The sequence below is a fragment of the Bradyrhizobium sp. LB11.1 genome (genome assembly GCF_040549385.1).
Classification (GTDB): domain Bacteria; phylum Pseudomonadota; class Alphaproteobacteria; order Rhizobiales; family Xanthobacteraceae; genus Bradyrhizobium.
In genome coordinates this window covers 87098-105730 of sequence record NZ_JBEPTH010000006.1, presented here as the reverse complement: position 1 = coordinate 105730, position 18633 = coordinate 87098, and the positions used below count along the sequence as shown (strand labels likewise).

The following is an 18633-nucleotide window of genomic DNA, read 5'->3' as shown; positions in this document are numbered from 1 at the left end:
ACAGCCGCATGACCGCACCAGATGCCACATCGAAAAAAAGACGCAGCAATCGCTGCGCCGCTTTCGCTGCGGACAACAACGGAGCCACGGCCGTCGAATTCGCGCTCGTTGCCGCGCCGTTCCTCGCTCTCATCATCGCGCTCGTTCAGACGTTTCTCGTCTTCTTTGCCCAGGAGCTGCTCGAATCCGTCGTGCAGCAATCCGCACGCCTCATCATGACAGGGCAAGTCCAGTCTGCGCAGATGACGCAGGCCGCATTCAAGCAGAAGGTCTGCGATCAGATCGTGATCTTCTTCAATTGCTCGGGCATGATGGTCGACGTGCAGGTCGCCAACGACTGGACGACGGCGAACACGAGCTTGCCCCCCTTGACCTTCAACGGCCAGGGGCAGGTCACGAATGTCTGGCAATACAATCCTGGGGATGCCGGCGATATCGTCGTTCTTCGCGTGACGTACGTATGGCCCGTCGTCCTCGGGCCGCTCGGTTTCAATCTCTCGAATATTTCGAACGGCAACCGGCAGATCATGGCGTCGGCCGCTTTCCAGAACGAACCGTCATCCTAGAAGGAGTTAGCTATGCTCGCCGGCATGTCGTTTCGCGCGCGGCACCTATGGACCGACGTTCGCGGCGTTGCAGCGACGGAGTTTGCCATCGTGGTCCCGTTCATGCTGGTGCTCTATATCGGCGGAGTCGAGCTCGGCAACGGGCTGGCGATGAACGTCAAGGTCACCGCAGCGGCCCATAGTGTTGCCGACATGATTTCGCAGAACACTCAGGTTACGTCGGCCCGGATGGACAGTATCCTCTCGGCTTCGACCGCAATCATGGCGCCCTATCCTGTCACGGGTTCCGGTGGCGCCTCCCTGATGACGATCACGGTCTCCGGAGTCTCGACCGACAGTACTGGCAAGGCGACGGTTCAATGGAGCCGGTCAACCAGTTCGTCGGGAGCAAGGCCGGTCGGTCAGACGATGACACTGTCGTCATTTACCGCGCCTGACCCGAATCACTCGGCCAACGCCAACATCTCGCTCATTCTCAGCGAGGTTGCCTATGACTACACGCCCAACCTCGGTTACACGATCAGCGGCACCGTAAAGCTGACCGACAGCTATTATCTGTTTCCGCGTTGCTCGACGAACAGCCCGAGCAATTCGACCTTTCCCTATTACGACGTGAAGTATCCGGCCACAACAACTTGCACCTGCATACAACATTTGCAGCAGAAGAGCTGCTAGTCCGCTCGATCTAGCGGCTACAGCATCCGCCTTGGGACAAAAAAAGGCCGTGCATCCGCACGGCCTTTTCGTTGTTCGGTACGCTCGCGCTGGAGATTAGCCAGCGTCGCGGAGATTGTCGGCAGCCGACTTGCCGGACCGGCGATCGGCAACGATCTCGTAGGAGATCTTCTGGCCTTCGCGCAGCGAGCCGAGGCCGGCACGCTCGACGGCGCTGATGTGAACGAACACGTCTTGGCCGCCATCGTCGGGCTGGATGAAGCCAAAGCCCTTGGTCGCGTTAAACCACTTCACGGTTCCCATGCTCATGGGGGTAGTTCCTTCTCAGATACACAATGTAAGAGCCCGCTCGCGCAGGCAGGTTAGATCGAATTTCTGGAAGGGTCGTCAGCGTGTCTGAACCGGCTGTACCGGTGGATGCTAATGTCGTCCGGCCGAAAATCGATTAGCGGATTTTATTGGAAAGAAGGCGCCGAAACAATGCTGACGAGCACGATTTTTTGATCCGCCGTGATTTTCACGGCGGACCAGCATACAGGTCAGCATTTCAAGCTCTGCGCGGGCGCGGAGCCATTAACGACGGCGGAACTGGCCGCCGCGCTGGCCGGGACGGGGAGGTCCACCCACGCCACTGGGGCGTTCGTCCTTGTGGCGGAAAATCAGCCGGCCCTTTTCGAGGTCGTAGGGCGACATCTCCACCGTCACACGGTCTCCCGCCAGCGTCTTGATGCGGTTCTTCTTCATCTTGCCGGCGGTGTAGGCGACGATCTCGTGCCCGGCGTCGAGCTGCACGCGGTAGCGCGCGTCGGGGAGGATTTCGGTGACCAGTCCTTCGAACTGGATCAGCTCTTCCTTAGCCATGAATTTCTCCAGGTCGTGGACGGCTAGTGCGAATAGGGTTTGCGGGTCGGTTGGCCCATCGGCCGGCTATCGCGGCGCAAAAAGGCTACGCCTTGTATCCCATCAGGCTGGCCGGCGCTATGCGCGGAACGCTGCTCCGGTCGGTCGTTTGGCGAAGAGTGCGTTTTGCCACCGGACCTTGGGCGACGAGACCCCTTCGAGGCCTTCTGGCTACCGCCAGGCCGTCCGTCAACATGCCTGCTATCACCATGCCGACCTTCGCCGGGCCTTCCGTCGCCCTGCTTGCCGGCGCTATGCCGTCCGTCGCTACGCCTTTCGTCACCACGACGGCCGTCGCCTTGACGTGCCTCGCCATGTCTTGCGCCTTGCGGGCGCTGGCCCGGGCGGCCGGGGCGACCCTGCCGTTGCTGCTGCGGGGGAGCGCCCGCATCGCGGCGGCCGGCATCGGTACGGAGGTCTTCGCGCGGCAGTGCCACCTTGATCAGCTTCTCGATGTCCCGGAGATAGCTGAGTTCCTCGCCGCCGGCGACCAGCGAGATCGCGGTGCCGTCGGCGCCGGCGCGCGCGGTGCGGCCGATCCGGTGCACATAGGTCTCGGGCACGTTGGGCAGATCGAAATTGATGACGTGGGTGATGCCGTCGACATCGATGCCGCGGGCGGCGATGTCCGTGGCGACCAGCGTGCGGATTTCGCCGGAGCGGAACTGCGCCAGCGTCCGCTCGCGATGGTTCTGCGACTTGTTGCCGTGGATGGCGCTGGCCGGAATGCCGGCCTTCTCGAGCGTCTTCACGACCTTGTCGGCGCCGTGCTTGGTGCGGGTGAAAACCAACGCGCGGTTGACCGGCTCTTGTTTCAACAGCTTGGCAAGGAACGCCGGCTTGGCCGAGAAGTCGACCTGGATAATGCGTTGCTGGATGCGCTCCACGGTCGAGGAGACCGGGGTTACGGCGACGCGGGCGGGATCGCGCAGCATGGCGTCAGCAAGTTCGGCGATGTCCTTCGGCATGGTGGCCGAGAAGAACAGCGTCTGCCGCTTGATCGGCAGCTTGGCGACGATTTTGCGGATGTCGTTGATGAAGCCCATGTCGAGCATGCGGTCGGCCTCGTCGAGTACGAGGAATTCGACGCTGCCGAGCTTCAGCCCGTTGCTCTGCACGAGGTCGAGCAGACGGCCGGGGGTGGCAACCAGCACGTCAACGCCCTGCATCAGGGAGCGGACCTGGCGGCCCATCGGCACGCCACCGATGGCGAGCGTCGAGGACAGCCGGATGTGGCGGCCATAGGCGTTGAAGCTGTCTAGGATCTGCCCCGAAAGCTCGCGGGTCGGCGACAACACCAGGACGCGGGCCGTCTTGGGCTGCGGCTTGATGCGGTTCTCGAGCAGGCGATGCAGGATCGGCAGCGCGAAGGAGGCGGTCTTGCCGGTGCCCGTTTGGGCAATGCCGACGACGTCCCGGCCGGTCAACGCCGTGGGAATCGTCTGGGCCTGGATGGGGGTGGGGGTGACGTAATTCTCTTCGGCGAGAGCACGTGCGATGGGTTCGGCGAGGCCGAAGTCCTGAAACGAAGTCAAAAGAGGGTTCTTTCCATGTCAAAAGCGGGCGCCCGGCGCATTCAGCGCGGCGCACGCAAAAGGGTGTCGAGAGGACACCTGCGTGTTTGGGGTGTCGGATGGCTTGGGAGATATGGGGCAAGCCAGACGCCCGTACGGGCTTAAGAACACGCGGCTCGCAACGATCGCTCGATTCGCGATCTGTGCCCTCATATGGAACATCGGCGCGGCGTTTTCAAGGCGGGCGTTCACCTGCCGGCGATTGCGGTGCAAAAATAGTTATGCCGGAAATTTAGCCAGTTGCGATACGCTGCTTATAAAATAAGCTGACTGCCGCATAAGCAAACATTTTACTCGCCCAAGATTTGAGCAGGCAGACTACGGCTAAACTTTGATTGTATGAAAATTGTCTAGTCTTAACAATTGCTTGGCGGGTGCCCAGCCCATGGCATGGTTCTTGCGATTCCGTTGATCGCAGGCGGCCGTGGGGCCGTTTCGCAGCGTTTTTCACGCCTGCGTCAGGGAGACGACACACTCATGAATAACAAATCCACTCACGATATAGCGGCGTCATTTAGCCGCCGCGGCGTTCTCGCCGCGACCGCCGGACTGATGCTTGGTCTGGCCTCCATTTCCGGCGCAAAGGCCGCTGACGACACCATTAAGGTCGGCGTCCTGCACTCCCTCTCCGGCACCATGGCCATCAGCGAAACCACGCTGAAGGACACTATCCTCTTCCTGATTGACGAGCAGAACAAGAAGGGCGGCGTGCTCGGCAAGAAGCTCGAAGCCGTCGTCGTCGACCCCGCTTCGAACTGGCCGCTGTTCGCCGAAAAGGCGCGCGAGCTGATCACCAAGGACAAGGTTGCCGTCGTGTTCGGCTGCTGGACTTCGGTGTCGCGCAAGTCTGTGCTCCCGGTGTTCAAGGAGCTCAACAACATCCTGTTTTATCCCGTGCAGTACGAAGGCGAAGAGTCCGAGCGTAACGTGTTCTACACGGGCGCTGCGCCGAACCAGCAGGCGATCCCTGCCGTCGACTATCTCATGAAAGAAGAGAAGGTGAAGCGCTGGGTGCTCGCGGGCACCGACTACGTCTATCCGCGCACCACCAACAAGATCCTGGAAGCCTACCTGAAGTCCAAGGGTGTCGCCCAGGAAGACATCATGATCAATTACACGCCGTTCGGTCACTCGGACTGGCAGACGATCGTCGCCGACATCAAGAAGTTCGGCTCGGCCGGCAAGAAGACGGCGGTGGTCTCGACCATCAACGGCGACGCCAACGTCCCCTTCTACAAGGAGCTCGGCAACCAGGGCATCAAGGCGAAGGACATCCCGGTGGTCGCGTTCTCGGTGGGTGAGGAAGAGCTCGCCGGCATCGACACCAAGCCGCTGCTCGGCCATCTCGCCGCCTGGAATTACTTCGAGTCGATCAAGACCCCGGCGAACGAGAAGTTCATCAAGGACTGGCAGGCCTACACCAAGAACCCGAAGCGTACGACCAACGACCCGATGGAAGCCCACGTGATCGGCTTCAACATGTGGGTGAAGGCAGTCGAGAAGGTGAAGTCGACCGATCCGGACAAGGTGATCGACGCGCTTCCCGGCATCGAGGCTGCGAACCTGACCGGTGGCACCTCGAAGATGCTGCCGAACCACCACATCACCAAGCCGGTGTTCATCGGCGAGATCAAGGGCAACGGCCAGTTCGACGTTGTCTGGAAGACCCCGGGGCTCGTCGCGGGCGATGCCTGGTCGAAGGAGCTCGACGGCTCCAAGGACCTGATCGGCGATTGGGTCGGCAAGAAGTGCGGCAACTTCAACACCAAGACCAACAAGTGCCTCGGCACCGGCTCCTGATCCGGATCTGACATTCGACTGCACAAGGGGAGAAGACGGCTATTCCGCCGCCTTCTCCCAGTTCTGCCGGGGTGATCCACAGTGCCAACCAAATTATCCGCTCGTCTCTGTACCTTTGTCCTCTCGCTATTCCTGATCGCGCTCGCGCTGCCGGCCTTTGCCGGCCCGTTCGAGGATGCGATCGCCAAATTCGCCAACGACGACTATTCCGATACGGAAGAGGCGATCGGTGCGGTCGCAAGCAGCGGCAATGCGCTGGCGTTTCCGATCATCAATGCGCTCCAGGACGGCCGCCTGATGGCCGATCCGGACAGCAAGAATGTTTACGTCACCGGGACCGACGGCAAGTCAATTGACGCCGCGACCGGCCAGCCGGTCGCCAGCGTGCCTGACAGCGCCAGCGCCGTCCGCCTCAACAACCGCCTGCGCCGCAGCGTCGATGCTGCGCTCGGCAGCCTGACGCTGCAGTCGCCTGATCTCGGTGCGCGCCTCCAGGCTGCGCAGTCCGTCTTCAAATCGCATGAGGAGACGGCGCTCGAGCCGGTTGAAAGCGCGCTCGCCAAGGAAACCAACCGATCGGCCAAGACCGCGCTCGGCGAAGCGCGTGCCGCGATCCTGCTGTTCAAGTCCGATGCCACCGAAGTGCAGAAGCTCGAAGCCGTCGCCACCATCAGGGCGCGCGGCGATCAGGAAGCGCTGGCCCTGCTGTCCGATATCGGCTCCGACCAGCCGGCCTCTGTCACGAAAGCGGCTGCGAGCGCGATCGGCTCGATCCAGAGTTCGCTCGCAGTCTGGTCCACGGTGCAGAACGCCTGGTACGGCCTATCGCTCGGTTCGGTGCTGCTGCTCGCCGCGATCGGGCTCGCCATCACCTTCGGTGTGATGGGCGTCATCAACATGGCCCACGGCGAGATGGTGATGATCGGCGCCTACACCACCTTCGTGGTGCAGGAGGTGATCCGCACCCGCTATCCCGCTCTGTTCGACTATTCGCTGCTGATCGCCGTGCCGCTCGCGTTCCTCGTCGCTGGCGCCATCGGCGTGCTGATCGAGCGCAGCATCATCCGCTTCCTCTACGGGCGGCCGCTGGAGACGTTGCTTGCGACCTGGGGCCTGTCGCTGGTGCTGCAGCAGGCGGTGCGGACCATGTTCGGTCCGACCAATCGCGAGGTCGGCAATCCCTCCTGGATGAGCGGTGCGTTCGAGCTCGGCCAGATCACCATCACCTATAACCGGCTCTGGATTCTCGTCTTCACGCTTGCGGTGTTCGCGATCCTGCTGGCCATGCTGCGCTATACCGCGCTTGGCCTCGAGATGCGCGCGGTGACGCAGAACCGCCGCATGGCGGCCTCGATGGGCATCGCCACCTCGCGCGTCGACGCGCTGACCTTCGGGCTCGGCTCGGGCATTGCCGGTATCGCTGGCGTGGCGCTGTCGCAGATCGACAATGTCAGCCCCAATCTTGGCCAGAGCTACATCATCGACAGCTTCATGGTCGTGGTGTTCGGCGGGGTCGGCAATCTCTGGGGCACGCTGGTCGGCGCCTTCACGCTCGGCATCGCCAACAAGTTCCTGGAACCGGTCGCTGGCGCTGTGCTCGGCAAGATCGCCATCCTGGTCCTGATCATCCTGTTCATTCAAAAGCGGCCGCGCGGCCTGTTCGCGCTCAAGGGCCGTGCGGTGGAAGCATGACCCCTCACATGCTGACGCGATCGCTGGATCGCGGTGCGGCGATCTTCCTCGCGGTCGTCGCTGCCTGCGGCATCCTGATCCCGCTCTCCAGCCTGCTGCTGCCGGCGGGCTCGTTCCTGCAGGTGCCGACCTATCTGGTCGCGCTCTGGGGCAAATATGTCTGCTACGCCATCCTCGCACTCTCGATCGACCTGATCTGGGGCTATTGCGGCATTCTCTCGCTCGGCCACGGCGCCTTCTTCGCGCTCGGTGGCTACGCCATGGGCATGTACCTGATGCGGCAGATCGGCGCTCGCGGTGTCTACGGCAATCCGATCCTGCCCGACTTCATGGTGTTCCTGAATTATTCGAAACTGCCGTGGTACTGGCATGGCTTCGACATGTTCTGGTTCGCGGCACTGATGGTGCTGTTCGTGCCGGGCCTGCTTGCTTTCTGCTTCGGCTGGCTCGCTTTCCGCTCCCGCGTCACCGGCGTCTATCTTTCGATCATCACGCAGGCGATGACCTATGCGCTGCTGCTCGCCTTCTTCCGCAACGATTTCGGCTTCGGCGGCAACAATGGCATGACCGACTTCAAGGACATCCTCGGCTTCAATGTGCAGGCCGAAGGCACCCGTGCAGCGCTGTTCGCGTTGAGCTGCCTGGCGCTGATCCTCTGCTTCCTGATCTGCCGGTCCGTCGTGTCCTCCAAGCTCGGCAAGGTCCTGATCGCGATCCGCGATGCGGAATCACGCAGCCGCTTCCTCGGCTACCGCGTCGAATCCCACAAGCTGTTCGTGTTCACGCTGTCGGCCTGCATGGCCGGCGTCGCCGGCGCGCTCTATGTGCCGCAAGTCGGCATTATCAACCCATCCGAATTCGCACCGGGCAATTCGATCGAGGCGGTGATCTGGGTCGCGGTCGGCGGCCGCGGCACGCTGATCGGCGCCGCGCTCGGTGCCATCGTCGTCAACTACGCCAAGACATACTTCACTTCCGGTGTGCTGGCGCCGTACTGGCTGTTCATGCTAGGCGCGATGTTCATCCTGGTGACGCTGCTGCTGCCGAAGGGAATCGTCGGCACCTTCAATGCATGGCGGGAGTCGGCCAGGGACAGGCGCCCCGCCGCGACCACCGCGAGTGCGGCCGAAGACGGCATCATCGAACCGAAGATGGCGGAGTAGCGGTCATGAACGTCATGGATACCCGCGCGACCTCTGCGATGCTCTATCTCGACGGCGTGCACGTCTCGTTCGACGGCTTTCACGCCATCAACAATCTGTCGCTGACGCTCGCCCCCGGCGAGATGCGCGCCATCATCGGCCCGAACGGCGCCGGCAAGACCACGATGATGGACATCATCACCGGCAAGACCAAACCGGACGAGGGCACGGTTTTGTTCGACGGTGTCACCGATCTGACGCGACTGGACGAGACCCGCATCGCTGAGCTCGGCATCGGCCGCAAATTCCAGAAGCCGACGGTGTTCGAGAGCCAGACCGTGCAGGACAATCTCCTGCTCGCGCTCAATGTCGACCACAGCGTCAGGGGCACGTTGTTCTGGCGCGGCAGCAAGGCCGAGTCCGAGCGCATCGACAAGGTGCTGGAGACGATCCGCCTCACCGACGCCCGCAACCGTCTCGCCGGCAGCCTCAGCCACGGCCAGAAGCAGTGGCTCGAGATCGGCATGCTGCTCGCGCAGGACCCGAAGCTCTTGCTGGTCGACGAGCCCGTTGCCGGCATGACCGACGTCGAGACGCATCTCACCGCCGAGTTGCTCAGGGAGATCAACAAGACCCACACCGTGATGGTGGTCGAGCACGATATGACGTTCGTGCGCGAACTCGGGGTCAAGGTCACCTGCTTGCACGAAGGCACTGTGCTCGCCGAAGGAACCATCGACCAGGTCTCGTCCAACGAGCGGGTCATCGAAGTGTATTTGGGACGCTGAGCGATGCTTGAGGTCAAGGACATCAACCTATTCTACGGTGCGGCGCAGGCGCTGCGTGGTGTGTCGATCGCGGCCGAGCCGGGCAAGGTGACGTGCGTGCTCGGGCGTAACGGCGTTGGCAAGACCTCGCTGTTGCGCGCCATGGTCGGTCAATATCCGATCTCCTCGGGCGCGATCGTGTTCGACGGCCGCGACATCACCGGCCTCAAGCCTTACGAGCGGGCGCGCAAGGGCATCGGCTTCGTGCCGCAGGGCCGCGAGATCTTTCCGCTGCTGACGGTCGAGGAAAACCTCAAGACCGGCTTCGGCCCGCTCAAGCGCGAGGACAAGCATATCCCGGACGACGTGTTTTCGCTGTTTCCCGTGCTGGAGTCCATGCTCGGCCGGCGCGGCGGCGATCTCTCCGGCGGTCAGCAGCAGCAGCTCGCGATCGGACGCGCGCTGGTGATGCGGCCGAAACTGTTGCTCCTCGACGAGCCGACTGAGGGTATCCAGCCCTCGATCATCAAAGACATTGGCCGGGCCATTTCCTATCTGCGCAATCTCGGCAGCATCGCCATCGTGCTGGTCGAACAATACCTCGACTTTGCCTGCGAACTCGGCGACAGTTTTGCGGTGATGGATCGCGGCGCGGTAAAGTTTACGTGCGACCGCTCCAATCTCGACGCCAGCGAGATCAGCCGCCAGATGGCGCTGTAAGCCGGGAAATTGTAGGCTACAAAAAATCCTGCCGCGGCCGGCTGGGGGACACGGATGCGCAGCGACGCCCTGGTAACATCTTTGGCGAGATCTTCGGTGTTCGAAGCCAATCGTGCCCGCGGCGCTGTGCGCTTCGACGTGCACGCCCGCGACGGCGTGACGCGGCGTGGCACCTTGCATGAATCCGGTTCGCTCCGGGTGCGCTTTCCCTCGCCGGAGGATGATGGCCTGTCCGGCGTGTTCGTCAACACGGCTGGCGGTGTTGCTGGCGGCGATCGTTTCGATATCGAGATATCGGCCACTGATGCTGCGCGCTTGACGCTGACCACGGCCGCCGCCGAAAAGGTCTATCGCGCGCCCGGCGCTGCTGCGCAGCTCAACATCTCCTTGAAGGCCGCCGCTGGCGCGCATCTCGGCTGGCTGCCTCAGGAGACGATCCTGTTTGATCGCGCCCGGGTTCATCGCCGCTTCGATATCGAACTCGATGATGCCTCATCGCTCCTGCTTTGTGAAATTGTCGTATTCGGCCGTACCGCCATGGGCGAGCGGGTGGAGCAGGGCGAGTTCGTCGATCGCTGGCGGCTGCGACGCGGCGGCAGACTCGTGTTCGCCGAGACGGTCAGGCTAGACGGCAATATCGGCGCAAAACTTGGACGATCCGCCGTTGCCAAAGGCGGTGCCGCGATCGGCACGGCGCTGATCGTTCCCGGTGACGAGGCGCTGATCGAACGCATTCGCGAGGCATCGGAATCTTTCGCCGGCGAAGTCGGAGTTTCGGCCTGGAATGGCTTTGCAGTGGCGCGGTTCTGTGCCCAAGATGCGGCGCGTTTGCGCGCCGACATGATGGCCGTGCTGGCGCGCACCGGCGCGGCGCTGCCGCGACTCTGGCTGAATTGATGGCCGGCTGAATTGACGAGTTGAACGGAAGAGATTCTTCATGAACCTGTCTCCCCGCGAAAAGGACAAGCTTCTGATCTCGATGGCGGCCATCGTGGCGCGCCGCAGGCTCGACCGCGGCGTCAAGCTCAATCATCCCGAGGCGATCGCCATCATCTCCGATTTCATCATCGAGGGCGCGCGCGACGGCCGCACCGTCGCCGAGCTGATGCAATCCGGCGCACAGGTGCTCACCCGCGACCAGGTGATGCCGGGCATCCCCGAAATGATCCACGACATCCAGGTCGAGGCGACCTTCCCTGACGGCACAAAACTTGTCACCGTGCACGAACCGATCCGATAGGAGTAAGACGCATGATCCCCGGCGAACTCTTCATTCAGGACGGCGAGATCGAGCTCAATGCCGGCCGCAAGACCGTGACGCTGACGGTGGCCAACACCGGCGACCGCCCGATCCAGGTCGGCTCGCACTACCATTTCTTCGAGACCAACCCGGCGCTGAAGTTCGACCGCAAGAAGTCCCGCGGCATGCGCCTCGACATCGCCGCCGGCACCGCCGTCCGCTTCGAACCGGGCCAGACCCGCGACGTCCAACTCGTCGCCGTGGCCGGGAAGAAGACGATTTACGGTTTTCGCGGCGAGGTGGTGGGCAAGCTGTAGGCGCATACGCTTACTGATGCGGCGCCGTGTGTCTGCGCCTTAGAAATTCAAACCCAAACGGGGCTTGTGATGTCCGTCAAGATGAAGCGTTCCGTCTATGCCGATATGTTCGGTCCGACCACCGGCGACAAGGTGCGGCTGGCCGACACCGATCTCATCATCGAGGTGGAGAAGGATTTCACCACCTACGGCGAGGAGGTGAAGTTCGGTGGCGGCAAGGTGATCCGCGACGGCATGGGCCAGTCACAGGTCACCAACAAGCAGGGCGCGGCCGATACCGTCATCACCAACGCGCTGATCGTCGATCACTGGGGCATCGTGAAAGCCGACGTCGCCATCAAGGAGGGCATGATTTCGGCGATCGGCAAGGCCGGCAATCCCGACATCCAGCCGAGCGTGACCATCATCATCGGCCCCGGCACCGACGTGATCGCGGGTGAGGGAAAAATCCTCACCGCTGGCGGCTTCGACAGCCACATCCATTTCATCTGTCCGCAGCAGATCGAGCATGCGCTGATGAGCGGCGTCACCTCGATGCTTGGCGGCGGCACCGGCCCCTCGCACGGCACCTTCGCCACCACCTGCACGCCGGGCCCCTGGCACATGGGACGGATGATCCAGTCGTTCGATGCCTTCCCGGTCAATCTCGGCATTTCCGGCAAGGGCAACGCCTCACGACCGGCACCGCTGGTCGAGATGATCAAGGCCGGCGCCTGCGCGCTGAAGCTGCACGAGGATTGGGGTACCACGCCGTCCGCGATCGATAATTGCCTCTCGGTTGCCGATGACTATGACGTTCAGGTCATGCTGCATTCCGACACGCTGAACGAATCCGGATTCGTCGAGGACACCATCAAGGCGTTCAAGGGCCGCACCATCCATGCCTTCCACACCGAAGGCGCCGGCGGCGGCCACGCGCCTGACATCATCAAGGTCGCTGGCTTGAAGAACGTGCTGCCGTCCTCGACCAACCCGACCCGGCCTTTCACCCGCAACACCATCGACGAGCATCTCGACATGCTGATGGTGTGTCACCACCTCGATCCCTCGATCGCGGAAGATCTGGCCTTCGCGGAAAGCCGCATTCGCAAGGAGACCATTGCGGCCGAGGACATTCTGCACGATCTCGGCGCGCTCTCGATGATGTCGTCGGATTCCCAGGCGATGGGCCGCCTCGGCGAGGTCATCATCCGGACCTGGCAGACCGCCGACAAGATGAAGAAGCAACGCGGGTCGCTGCCGCAGGACAAGGGCAGGGACAACGACAACTTTCGCGTGAAGCGCTATATCGCCAAATACACGATCAACCCCGCGATTGCGCATGGTGTGTCGAAGCTGATCGGGTCGGTGGAGAAGGGTAAGCTCGCCGATCTCGTGCTGTGGTCGCCGGCCTTCTTCGGCGTCAAGCCGGACTGCATCGTCAAGGGCGGCATGATCGTGGCAGCGCCCATGGGCGACCCCAATGCTTCGATCCCGACGCCGCAGCCGGTGCATTACCAGCCGATGTTCGGCGCCTTCGGCAAGGCGCGCACAGCGTCCTCGGTCGTGTTTACTTCAAAGGCAGCCATCACCGGTGGCCTTGCGCGAAAACTCGGCATCGAGAAGAAGCTCTATGCGGTCCAGAACACCCGCAGCAAGATCTCGAAGAAGAGCATGATCCACAACGACGCCACGCCCAATATCGAGGTCGATTCCGAGACCTATGAGGTGCGCGCCGACGGCGAACTGCTCACCTGCGCCCCGGCCGAGGTGCTGCCGATGGCGCAGCGATATTTCATGTACTGAAATAGCGCCTCAACGCATGTTCCCGGCGCATGCCTCACTGCATGTCCGGGGACGGCTTTTCCGGTTTTGCGTTCAATCCCGGCTGGTCTAATGTCCCGCCCGGTATCGTGACATTTAGAAGAAAAGCCGGAGGATTTCTCGTGATCTACGTCGTTGCCACCCTGACCATCAAGCCCGAAACGCGCGCCGAATTCATTGCAGCCGCCACCGCCTGCATCAAGGAGACGCGGAAAGAACCCGGCAATATCGCCTACGATCTGCATGAGAGCGTCACCGATCCCTCCAAACTGGTGTTCGTGGAGCAGTGGGAGAATGCCGAGGCGCTGGTGCCGCATCGCGGCCAGGAGCATATGAAGACGTTCGGCCGTGTCGCGGTGAAATGCTTCACGGCGCCGCCGAAGATCGAGGTGATCACGCCCGAGAAGGTCGACGTACGCTAACCAAGAAGAGGGAGCATCCCCATGATCTATGTCGTTGCCACGACCCATATGAAGCCGGAAAACAAGGACGACTTCATCAAGGGGCACAAGGCCTGCACCGTCGAGACGCTCAAAGAGAAGGGCTGTCTCTCCTATGACGGCCATGTCAGCGTCAATAATCCCAATACTTATGTCGTGGTTGAGCGCTGGGAGACCCGTGAGGACCTCAACGCCCACGGTCGGGCGCCGCACATGAAGGTGTGGCGCGAATACTCCGCGCAGATGAAGACCGCGCCGACGGTGATCGAGATCATCAGCGACGCCAAGGTCGAGAAGCTCTGAGGACATAGCGCATGATCCGGGCGACGCAAGTTAAAGGACAGCACCGCTTCATGGAAACGCCGGCGGATACGGTCGTGCTCGATTTCGACGATCGGCACCGCCGCCGGATGGCGATGACGGGAACGCGGGGGCTTAATTTCCTGCTCGACCTGGAGAATGCCGTCGCGCTGCGCGGTGGTGATGCGCTGGTGCTGGAGGACGGAAGGCTGGTCGAGGTGGTCGCGGCGCCCGAACCGCTGCTCGAGATCCGTGGCCACGACCCGCACCATCTCATTCGCGTTGCCTGGCATCTCGGCAACCGCCATCTGCCGACGCAACTTATGGCCAAAGCCTTGCGCATTCGCCGTGACCACGTCATCGAGGCAATGGTGAAGGGGCTTGGCGCGCGGGTAGTCGGGATCGAGGCGCCGTTCGATCCCGAACGCGGCGCCTATGCCGAGGCCGGCCATGCGCATGGCCACGATGACCACGCGCATCATGCTCATGATCACCACGATCATGGTCACAATCACGATGATGATCGGGGCCATGACCACCACGGCCATGACCATACCGCGCATGACCATGGGCATGATCACCACCATCATCACGACGAGCATTGCGACCATCCCGACCATCACCACGGCCACAAGCATCCTCATGACCACAAATGAGCAGGTCAGTGCCGGTGATCTCGCCGAACGCGAGGCGGCGGCGCTGTACCGGCTGATGACGTGGCTGTCGCCGGCGTTTCCCGTCGGCGGGTTCTCCTATTCCAGCGGCATCGAATGGGCGGTCGAAGCAGGTGACGTCACCGACATCGCGACGTTGGCTGGTTGGCTGGATGCCATGCTCGGCGACGGCTCCGGCTTCTGCGATGCGACGTTTCTGGTCCACGCCTATCGCGCTGCCGAGGCCGGCCAAGATGCGTCCTTGAATGATATTGCCGAACTCGCAGCGGCCTTCGTGCCCTCGCGCGAACGGCAGCTTGAGACGACCTCGCAAGGCCGCGCCTTCATCGACATCACCCGCGCGGCATGGAATGCCGAGGGTCTGGATGCCGTGGTCGCGGCATGCCGCACACCATTGGTCTATCCCGTCGCCGTCGGCGTCGTCGCCGCGCTGCACAGCGTGCCGCTGGCGCCGACGCTGCACGCCTTTCTGCATGCGTTGGTCTCGAACTGGATTTCGGCGGCAAGCCGGCTCGTTCCGCTCGGCCAGACCGACAGCCAGCGCGTGCTGGTGAAATTGGAAGCCGCCGTCGCCGTCACCGCAAATCGGGCGCTGAAGGCGACACTGGACGACCTCGGCAGCGCGACCTTCCGCGCCGATCTCGCCAGCCTGCGGCACGAGACACAATATACGCGGCTGTTTCGCTCGTGAACGGTACGGCCTTCAACTGATCAAGAGAGAGCAACTACATGGCAACTTCTCACGGCCCCCTGCGTGTCGGCATTGGCGGCCCCGTTGGATCGGGCAAGACGGCGTTGATGGACCTGCTCTGCAAAACCATGCGTGAGCGCTACGACATCGCCGCGATCACCAACGACATCTACACCAAATGGGATGCGGAATTCCTCGTGCGCTCGGGCTCGCTGACGCCGGACCGCATCGCCGGCGTCGAGACCGGCGGCTGCCCGCACACCGCGATCCGCGAGGACGCCTCGATGAATCTGGCCGCGGTGGCGGACATGCGCGCCAAATTCCCCGGGCTCGACCTCGTGCTGATCGAATCGGGCGGTGACAATCTCGCTGCCACTTTTTCCCCGGAGTTGGCCGACCTCACCATCTACGTCATCGACGTTGCCGCCGGCGACAAGATCCCGTCCAAGGGCGGTCCCGGCATCACCCGCTCCGACCTTCTGGTCATCAACAAGATCGACCTCGCGCCGCATGTCGGTGCCTCGCTCGAGAAGATGGACACGGACGCCAGACGCATGCGTGGCGAGCGTCCCTTCGTCATGACCAACCTGAAGAAGAGCGAGGGGCTCGACCGCATCGTCGGCTTCATCGAGACCAAAGGCGGACTGAGGCGGGCGGATTGAAACGGGCAGGCCGACGGGCCGCGGCGACTTGGCGCAGGCATTTTCCGCCGTTAACGTTTGAGGCAGATCCGCATCAACGGAACAAATTTCGGACACGGCGATTATCTACCTCCGGTGCCCGGAGCAAAGCCTTTGTTGGCCGGACGATCGGCCGGGCGAATTAAGCTTTTTGGGCGACCGAAGTTGCGTACAGATGCCTCCTCCGTCATTATCTCTGCCACTGGGCTCCACCCTGTTTCGGCACATGGCCGTTCGAGCGGCGTTGATATGCTCCGTGTTTATTGCCGACCTCCTGCTTTCGCCTGAGTAGTCGCGTGGTCCGGCTGGGTTTCATCATCGGCTTCATCGCACTGCTCGGAGCGTTGCTCTCCGGGCTGGCGGCCTATCGTGTCCACGACCAAGAGCTGGCGCTGGACCGGATTGCGTTGGCGCGCGCGATCGACGTTCATGCGAGCCTCGTCCAGGACAGGTCGACCGAGCGTGAGCTGCTGGCGCGTGTCGCCTCAGGCCTGTTCCGCGCGCCGTCGGTGCTGAAGCCCAACATGCTGGAACCGCTGCGCTCCGCGATCTACGCCTTCAAGACCGATTTCGTGGTGGCCGGGTGGATCGCCCGACTGCGGCCGAGCGAACTCGCCGCGGCACAGACCGCCATCGCGGCCGCCGGCTTCCCGAAACCTGAGATCCGCGACTACAACGACAAGCCGATCGACCCGGCAAGCCTGACCCAGCCGATCGACGTATTGATGGACCTCGAGCCGCGCAGCGACGAGACCAAGGCCCTGCCGGGCCGCAGCTATGATAACGACCCGGTTCGCAACGCGATGCTGACGCGTGCCAGGGTCGAGAAGCGGTCGGTTGCCTCCGATCCGGTGCCGCTGCTCCGCGGGGATGGGCCGATCGGCATCATCGTGGCGGCCCCCGTCATTCCCGAGGGCGCCACCGAGCCGGTTGGCTTCATCACGTTTTCATACGAACTCGCCTCGCTGATGTTGACCAATGACGATCTGTCGTTGTTCTCCGTCGCGCTCAAGGATCCGCGCAAGGAAAACAGCGAACTCGTTGCCAACGACCAGGGCGTCATCTCCACCCGCATGACGACACCGGACGGGCCGCCGCCCTCGGCGACGCGCATCGTGAGCTTCGGTGGCCGCGACTGGCAGCTTGGCTATTACGCCAAGACCAATTCGGCACGGCGCGCCGAGCAGACCGCGATCATCGTGGCGGCGATCGGCTTCGCTATCACTGCAATGGTGTGTGGCCTGTTCGGCTATGTCGCCTACAACAATCTAAGGCTCAGCCGCGAAATTCAGGTGCGGATCGGCTTCGAACGGCGGCTGACGGCGGTGATCGACGAGCTCAACCACCGGGTCAAGAACATCCTCGCGGTGATCCAGTCGATCGTGACGCGCACCTTGCGCCACGGCGCGGACATCGATGGCGCGCGCGAGCTCCTGATCGGCCGCATCCACGCCATGTCAAACGTGGTTTCGTTGCTCAGCGAGAGCCAGTGGCAGGGCGTCAAGCTGAAGGGCCTGTTCGAGGCGCGTGCTATTCCGCATGCCGATCGCATCGCCGTCAGCGGCCCGGACATCGCGGTCAGCGCGCGCGCCGCGCAGAGCCTGTCGCTGCTGTTCTTCGAGCTGGCCTCGCACTCGGACGAAGGTCTGTCGCTGGTCGGCAAGCATCCCCACATCACCGCGAATTGGACGGTGACGGGCGAGGAGCCTGAGACGGTGTTTCATTTCCGCTGGGAGGAGTTCAACACCAGCGAGGCGACGCGTCGCCCGGATTCGGATTTCGGCCTGATCCTGCTCGATCGCGTCGCGCCCGAAGCGCTCGGCGGCACCGCCAAGCGCTACTTCACCGATGCCTCCTATGTCTACGAGTTGACCGCGCCAATGGAAACGGTCGTGGACATGACCGAACGCGATCGCACGGAAAAGCTGTCGCAACCGGTGAAGCCTTCGCGGTAATTTTAGCCTTTCGGCCGCAACACCAGGTCGACGAGATTCCGCGCATAGGCCGGCGTGATCGGCGCGATGCCGAAGACATAGCGGTAGAACAGGCTGCCATAGATCGCGTCGTAGAGATCCTCCGCCGGAGCCTCGGCCAAAATGCTGCCGTCGCGCTGGCCGGTGGCGATCATCTCCACCAGCGCGTCGCGGCGGAATTGGAGGTAGCGGACATAGAACAGCTCCGCCGAGCCGGTCTTGGAGATGCATTCGGAGATGACCGCAAGCTGCACCTTGCCGAACTCGCCTTGCAAGGCTTCGGCATAGGTGGCCGCATGGCGGCGCGCGCGCGCCGCGGGCGTGCCTGCGCTCACCGGGGGCAGTGGCAGCATTTGCGCGGCATGGTGGAGGAAGGCGTCGATCAGCAGCGCCTCCCGCGACGGCCACCATTTGTAGATCGTCATCTTGGAGACGTTGGAGTGGCGCGCGACGGCGTCGATGGTGGTCGCAGCGAGGTCGGTGGTCGCCATCAACGCATAGGCGCTTTCAAGGATGGCGTTGGTGGTCTCGATCGAGCGCGGCCGGCCGCGCCGGGGGGCGCCCTCGGCCGCATCGCTCGTGCCTTTCGCCATGACCAAACAGCTCTCCTCGCGCCGAAGCCGCTTTCGTTCGGCATAGCGCAGTCGCAGCCGTCGGCCTAGCGGAATCCCGACGTCCG

Annotated in this window: 21 protein-coding genes; 17 read left to right on the top strand and 4 right to left on the bottom strand. The window is 62.8% G+C overall.

Annotation, left to right across the window (positions count from 1 at the left end; all coding sequences use genetic code 11):
• The first annotated feature begins 8 nt into the window (after window positions 1-8).
• Together ABIA96_RS17485 and ABIA96_RS17480 are read left to right on the top strand one after the other, a co-directional pair.
• On the top strand, window positions 9-566 hold the full coding sequence (locus tag ABIA96_RS17485) for a TadE/TadG family type IV pilus assembly protein (RefSeq protein WP_354138289.1): 558 nt from the start codon (window positions 9-11) through the stop codon (window positions 564-566).
• A gap of 12 nt (window positions 567-578) precedes the next feature.
• Complete coding sequence (locus ABIA96_RS17480) at window positions 579-1241, top strand: TadE/TadG family type IV pilus assembly protein (RefSeq protein WP_354138288.1); 663 nt, start codon at window positions 579-581, stop codon at window positions 1239-1241.
• 96 nt (window positions 1242-1337) lie between these two features.
• On the opposite strand, the gene ABIA96_RS17475 is transcribed toward ABIA96_RS17480, so the two are convergent.
• The 3 genes from ABIA96_RS17475 to ABIA96_RS17465 all read right to left on the bottom strand — a co-directional run bounded on the left by ABIA96_RS17475 (window position 1338) and on the right by ABIA96_RS17465 (window position 3676).
• Complete coding sequence (locus tag ABIA96_RS17475; RefSeq protein ID WP_027530211.1) at window positions 1338-1550, bottom strand: cold-shock protein; 213 nt, start codon at window positions 1548-1550, stop codon at window positions 1338-1340.
• Between the two features lie 264 nt (window positions 1551-1814).
• Window positions 1815-2102 (bottom strand): translation initiation factor IF-1, encoded by a 288-nt coding sequence (gene infA / locus ABIA96_RS17470; RefSeq protein ID WP_008131890.1) that lies wholly within the window; start codon window positions 2100-2102, stop codon window positions 1815-1817.
• A 23-nt stretch (window positions 2103-2125) separates the two neighbouring features.
• Window positions 2126-3676 carry a DEAD/DEAH box helicase gene (locus ABIA96_RS17465; protein ID WP_354138287.1) on the bottom strand — a complete coding sequence of 517 codons (1551 nt, stop codon included), beginning with the start codon at window positions 3674-3676 and terminating at the stop codon, window positions 2126-2128.
• Window positions 3677-4192: 516 nt separating this feature from the next.
• Here ABIA96_RS17465 and urtA point away from each other — a divergent pair.
• The 15 genes from urtA (at window position 4193) to ABIA96_RS17390 (ending at window position 17936) form a co-directional block, all read left to right on the top strand.
• Complete coding sequence (urtA, locus tag ABIA96_RS17460; protein ID WP_354138286.1) at window positions 4193-5515, top strand: urea ABC transporter substrate-binding protein; 1323 nt, start codon at window positions 4193-4195, stop codon at window positions 5513-5515.
• A gap of 81 nt (window positions 5516-5596) precedes the next feature.
• A complete protein-coding gene (urtB, locus tag ABIA96_RS17455) occupies window positions 5597-7207 on the top strand; it encodes an urea ABC transporter permease subunit UrtB (RefSeq protein WP_354138285.1) in 1611 nt (536 codons plus the stop codon).
• Window positions 7204-8370 carry an urea ABC transporter permease subunit UrtC gene (gene urtC, locus ABIA96_RS17450; RefSeq protein ID WP_354138284.1) on the top strand — a complete coding sequence of 389 codons (1167 nt, stop codon included), beginning with the start codon at window positions 7204-7206 and terminating at the stop codon, window positions 8368-8370. The genes urtB and urtC overlap by 4 nt, the downstream gene beginning before the upstream one ends.
• Window positions 8371-8375: 5 nt before the next feature.
• Window positions 8376-9137: an urea ABC transporter ATP-binding protein UrtD gene (urtD, locus tag ABIA96_RS17445; protein ID WP_354138283.1), complete on the top strand. Its 762-nt coding sequence runs from the start codon at window positions 8376-8378 to the stop codon at window positions 9135-9137.
• A gap of 3 nt (window positions 9138-9140) precedes the next feature.
• Window positions 9141-9836 (top strand): urea ABC transporter ATP-binding subunit UrtE, encoded by a 696-nt coding sequence (urtE, locus tag ABIA96_RS17440; RefSeq protein WP_354138282.1) that lies wholly within the window; start codon window positions 9141-9143, stop codon window positions 9834-9836.
• A gap of 54 nt (window positions 9837-9890) precedes the next feature.
• Window positions 9891-10733 carry an urease accessory protein UreD gene (locus ABIA96_RS17435; RefSeq protein ID WP_354138281.1) on the top strand — a complete coding sequence of 281 codons (843 nt, stop codon included), beginning with the start codon at window positions 9891-9893 and terminating at the stop codon, window positions 10731-10733.
• A 40-nt stretch (window positions 10734-10773) separates the two neighbouring features.
• Window positions 10774-11076, top strand: a complete 303-nt coding sequence (locus ABIA96_RS17430) for an urease subunit gamma (RefSeq protein WP_354138280.1) — start codon at window positions 10774-10776, stop codon at window positions 11074-11076.
• A gap of 11 nt (window positions 11077-11087) precedes the next feature.
• Complete coding sequence (locus ABIA96_RS17425; RefSeq protein ID WP_354138279.1) at window positions 11088-11393, top strand: urease subunit beta; 306 nt, start codon at window positions 11088-11090, stop codon at window positions 11391-11393.
• A gap of 69 nt (window positions 11394-11462) precedes the next feature.
• Window positions 11463-13178, top strand: coding sequence for an urease subunit alpha (gene ureC, locus ABIA96_RS17420; protein ID WP_354138278.1), 1716 nt, complete (start codon window positions 11463-11465; stop codon window positions 13176-13178).
• Window positions 13179-13318: 140 nt separating this feature from the next.
• Entirely contained in the window at window positions 13319-13618 is a 300-nt protein-coding gene (locus tag ABIA96_RS17415) for a putative quinol monooxygenase (RefSeq protein ID WP_354138277.1), read from the top strand.
• Between the two features lie 21 nt (window positions 13619-13639).
• Window positions 13640-13939, top strand: coding sequence for a putative quinol monooxygenase (locus ABIA96_RS17410; protein WP_354138276.1), 300 nt, complete (start codon window positions 13640-13642; stop codon window positions 13937-13939).
• Between the two features lie 11 nt (window positions 13940-13950).
• The gene (locus ABIA96_RS17405; protein ID WP_354138275.1) at window positions 13951-14592 is read left to right on the top strand and encodes an urease accessory protein UreE; all 642 of its coding nucleotides are present in this window, start codon (window positions 13951-13953) and stop codon (window positions 14590-14592) included.
• Window positions 14573-15301: an urease accessory protein UreF gene (locus ABIA96_RS17400; RefSeq protein WP_354138615.1), complete on the top strand. Its 729-nt coding sequence runs from the start codon at window positions 14573-14575 to the stop codon at window positions 15299-15301. Before ABIA96_RS17405 ends, ABIA96_RS17400 begins: the two co-directional genes overlap by 20 nt.
• 38 nt (window positions 15302-15339) lie before the next feature.
• A complete protein-coding gene (gene ureG, locus ABIA96_RS17395) occupies window positions 15340-15963 on the top strand; it encodes an urease accessory protein UreG (RefSeq protein WP_354138274.1) in 624 nt (207 codons plus the stop codon).
• Between the two features lie 314 nt (window positions 15964-16277).
• On the top strand, window positions 16278-17936 hold the full coding sequence (locus ABIA96_RS17390; protein ID WP_354138273.1) for a CHASE domain-containing protein: 1659 nt from the start codon (window positions 16278-16280) through the stop codon (window positions 17934-17936).
• Window positions 17937-17938: 2 nt separating this feature from the next.
• Here ABIA96_RS17390 and ABIA96_RS17385 read toward each other — a convergent pair whose 3' ends face one another.
• The gene (locus ABIA96_RS17385; RefSeq protein WP_354138272.1) at window positions 17939-18547 is read right to left on the bottom strand and encodes a TetR/AcrR family transcriptional regulator; all 609 of its coding nucleotides are present in this window, start codon (window positions 18545-18547) and stop codon (window positions 17939-17941) included.
• Between the last annotated feature and the right edge of the window lie 86 nt (window positions 18548-18633).

Bases quoted from the DNA above. Each gene is read 5' to 3' on its own strand.
- ABIA96_RS17485 (WP_354138289.1), top strand. From the start codon at position 9: ATGACCGCACCAGATGCCACATCGAAAAAAAGACGCAGCAATCGCTGC.
- ABIA96_RS17480 (WP_354138288.1), top strand. From the start codon at position 579: ATGCTCGCCGGCATGTCGTTTCGCGCGCGGCACCTATGGACCGACGTT.
- ABIA96_RS17475 (WP_027530211.1), bottom strand. From the start codon at position 1,550: ATGAGCATGGGAACCGTGAAGTGGTTTAACGCGACCAAGGGCTTTGGC.
- infA (WP_008131890.1), bottom strand. From the start codon at position 2,102: ATGGCTAAGGAAGAGCTGATCCAGTTCGAAGGACTGGTCACCGAAATC.
- urtA (WP_354138286.1), top strand. From the start codon at position 4,193: ATGAATAACAAATCCACTCACGATATAGCGGCGTCATTTAGCCGCCGC.
- urtC (WP_354138284.1), top strand. From the start codon at position 7,204: ATGACCCCTCACATGCTGACGCGATCGCTGGATCGCGGTGCGGCGATC.
- urtD (WP_354138283.1), top strand. From the start codon at position 8,376: ATGAACGTCATGGATACCCGCGCGACCTCTGCGATGCTCTATCTCGAC.
- urtE (WP_354138282.1), top strand. From the start codon at position 9,141: ATGCTTGAGGTCAAGGACATCAACCTATTCTACGGTGCGGCGCAGGCG.
- ABIA96_RS17435 (WP_354138281.1), top strand. From the start codon at position 9,891: ATGCGCAGCGACGCCCTGGTAACATCTTTGGCGAGATCTTCGGTGTTC.
- ABIA96_RS17430 (WP_354138280.1), top strand. From the start codon at position 10,774: ATGAACCTGTCTCCCCGCGAAAAGGACAAGCTTCTGATCTCGATGGCG.
- ABIA96_RS17425 (WP_354138279.1), top strand. From the start codon at position 11,088: ATGATCCCCGGCGAACTCTTCATTCAGGACGGCGAGATCGAGCTCAAT.
- ureC (WP_354138278.1), top strand. From the start codon at position 11,463: ATGTCCGTCAAGATGAAGCGTTCCGTCTATGCCGATATGTTCGGTCCG.
- ABIA96_RS17410 (WP_354138276.1), top strand. From the start codon at position 13,640: ATGATCTATGTCGTTGCCACGACCCATATGAAGCCGGAAAACAAGGAC.
- ABIA96_RS17405 (WP_354138275.1), top strand. From the start codon at position 13,951: ATGATCCGGGCGACGCAAGTTAAAGGACAGCACCGCTTCATGGAAACG.
- ureG (WP_354138274.1), top strand. From the start codon at position 15,340: ATGGCAACTTCTCACGGCCCCCTGCGTGTCGGCATTGGCGGCCCCGTT.
- ABIA96_RS17385 (WP_354138272.1), bottom strand. From the start codon at position 18,547: ATGGCGAAAGGCACGAGCGATGCGGCCGAGGGCGCCCCCCGGCGCGGC.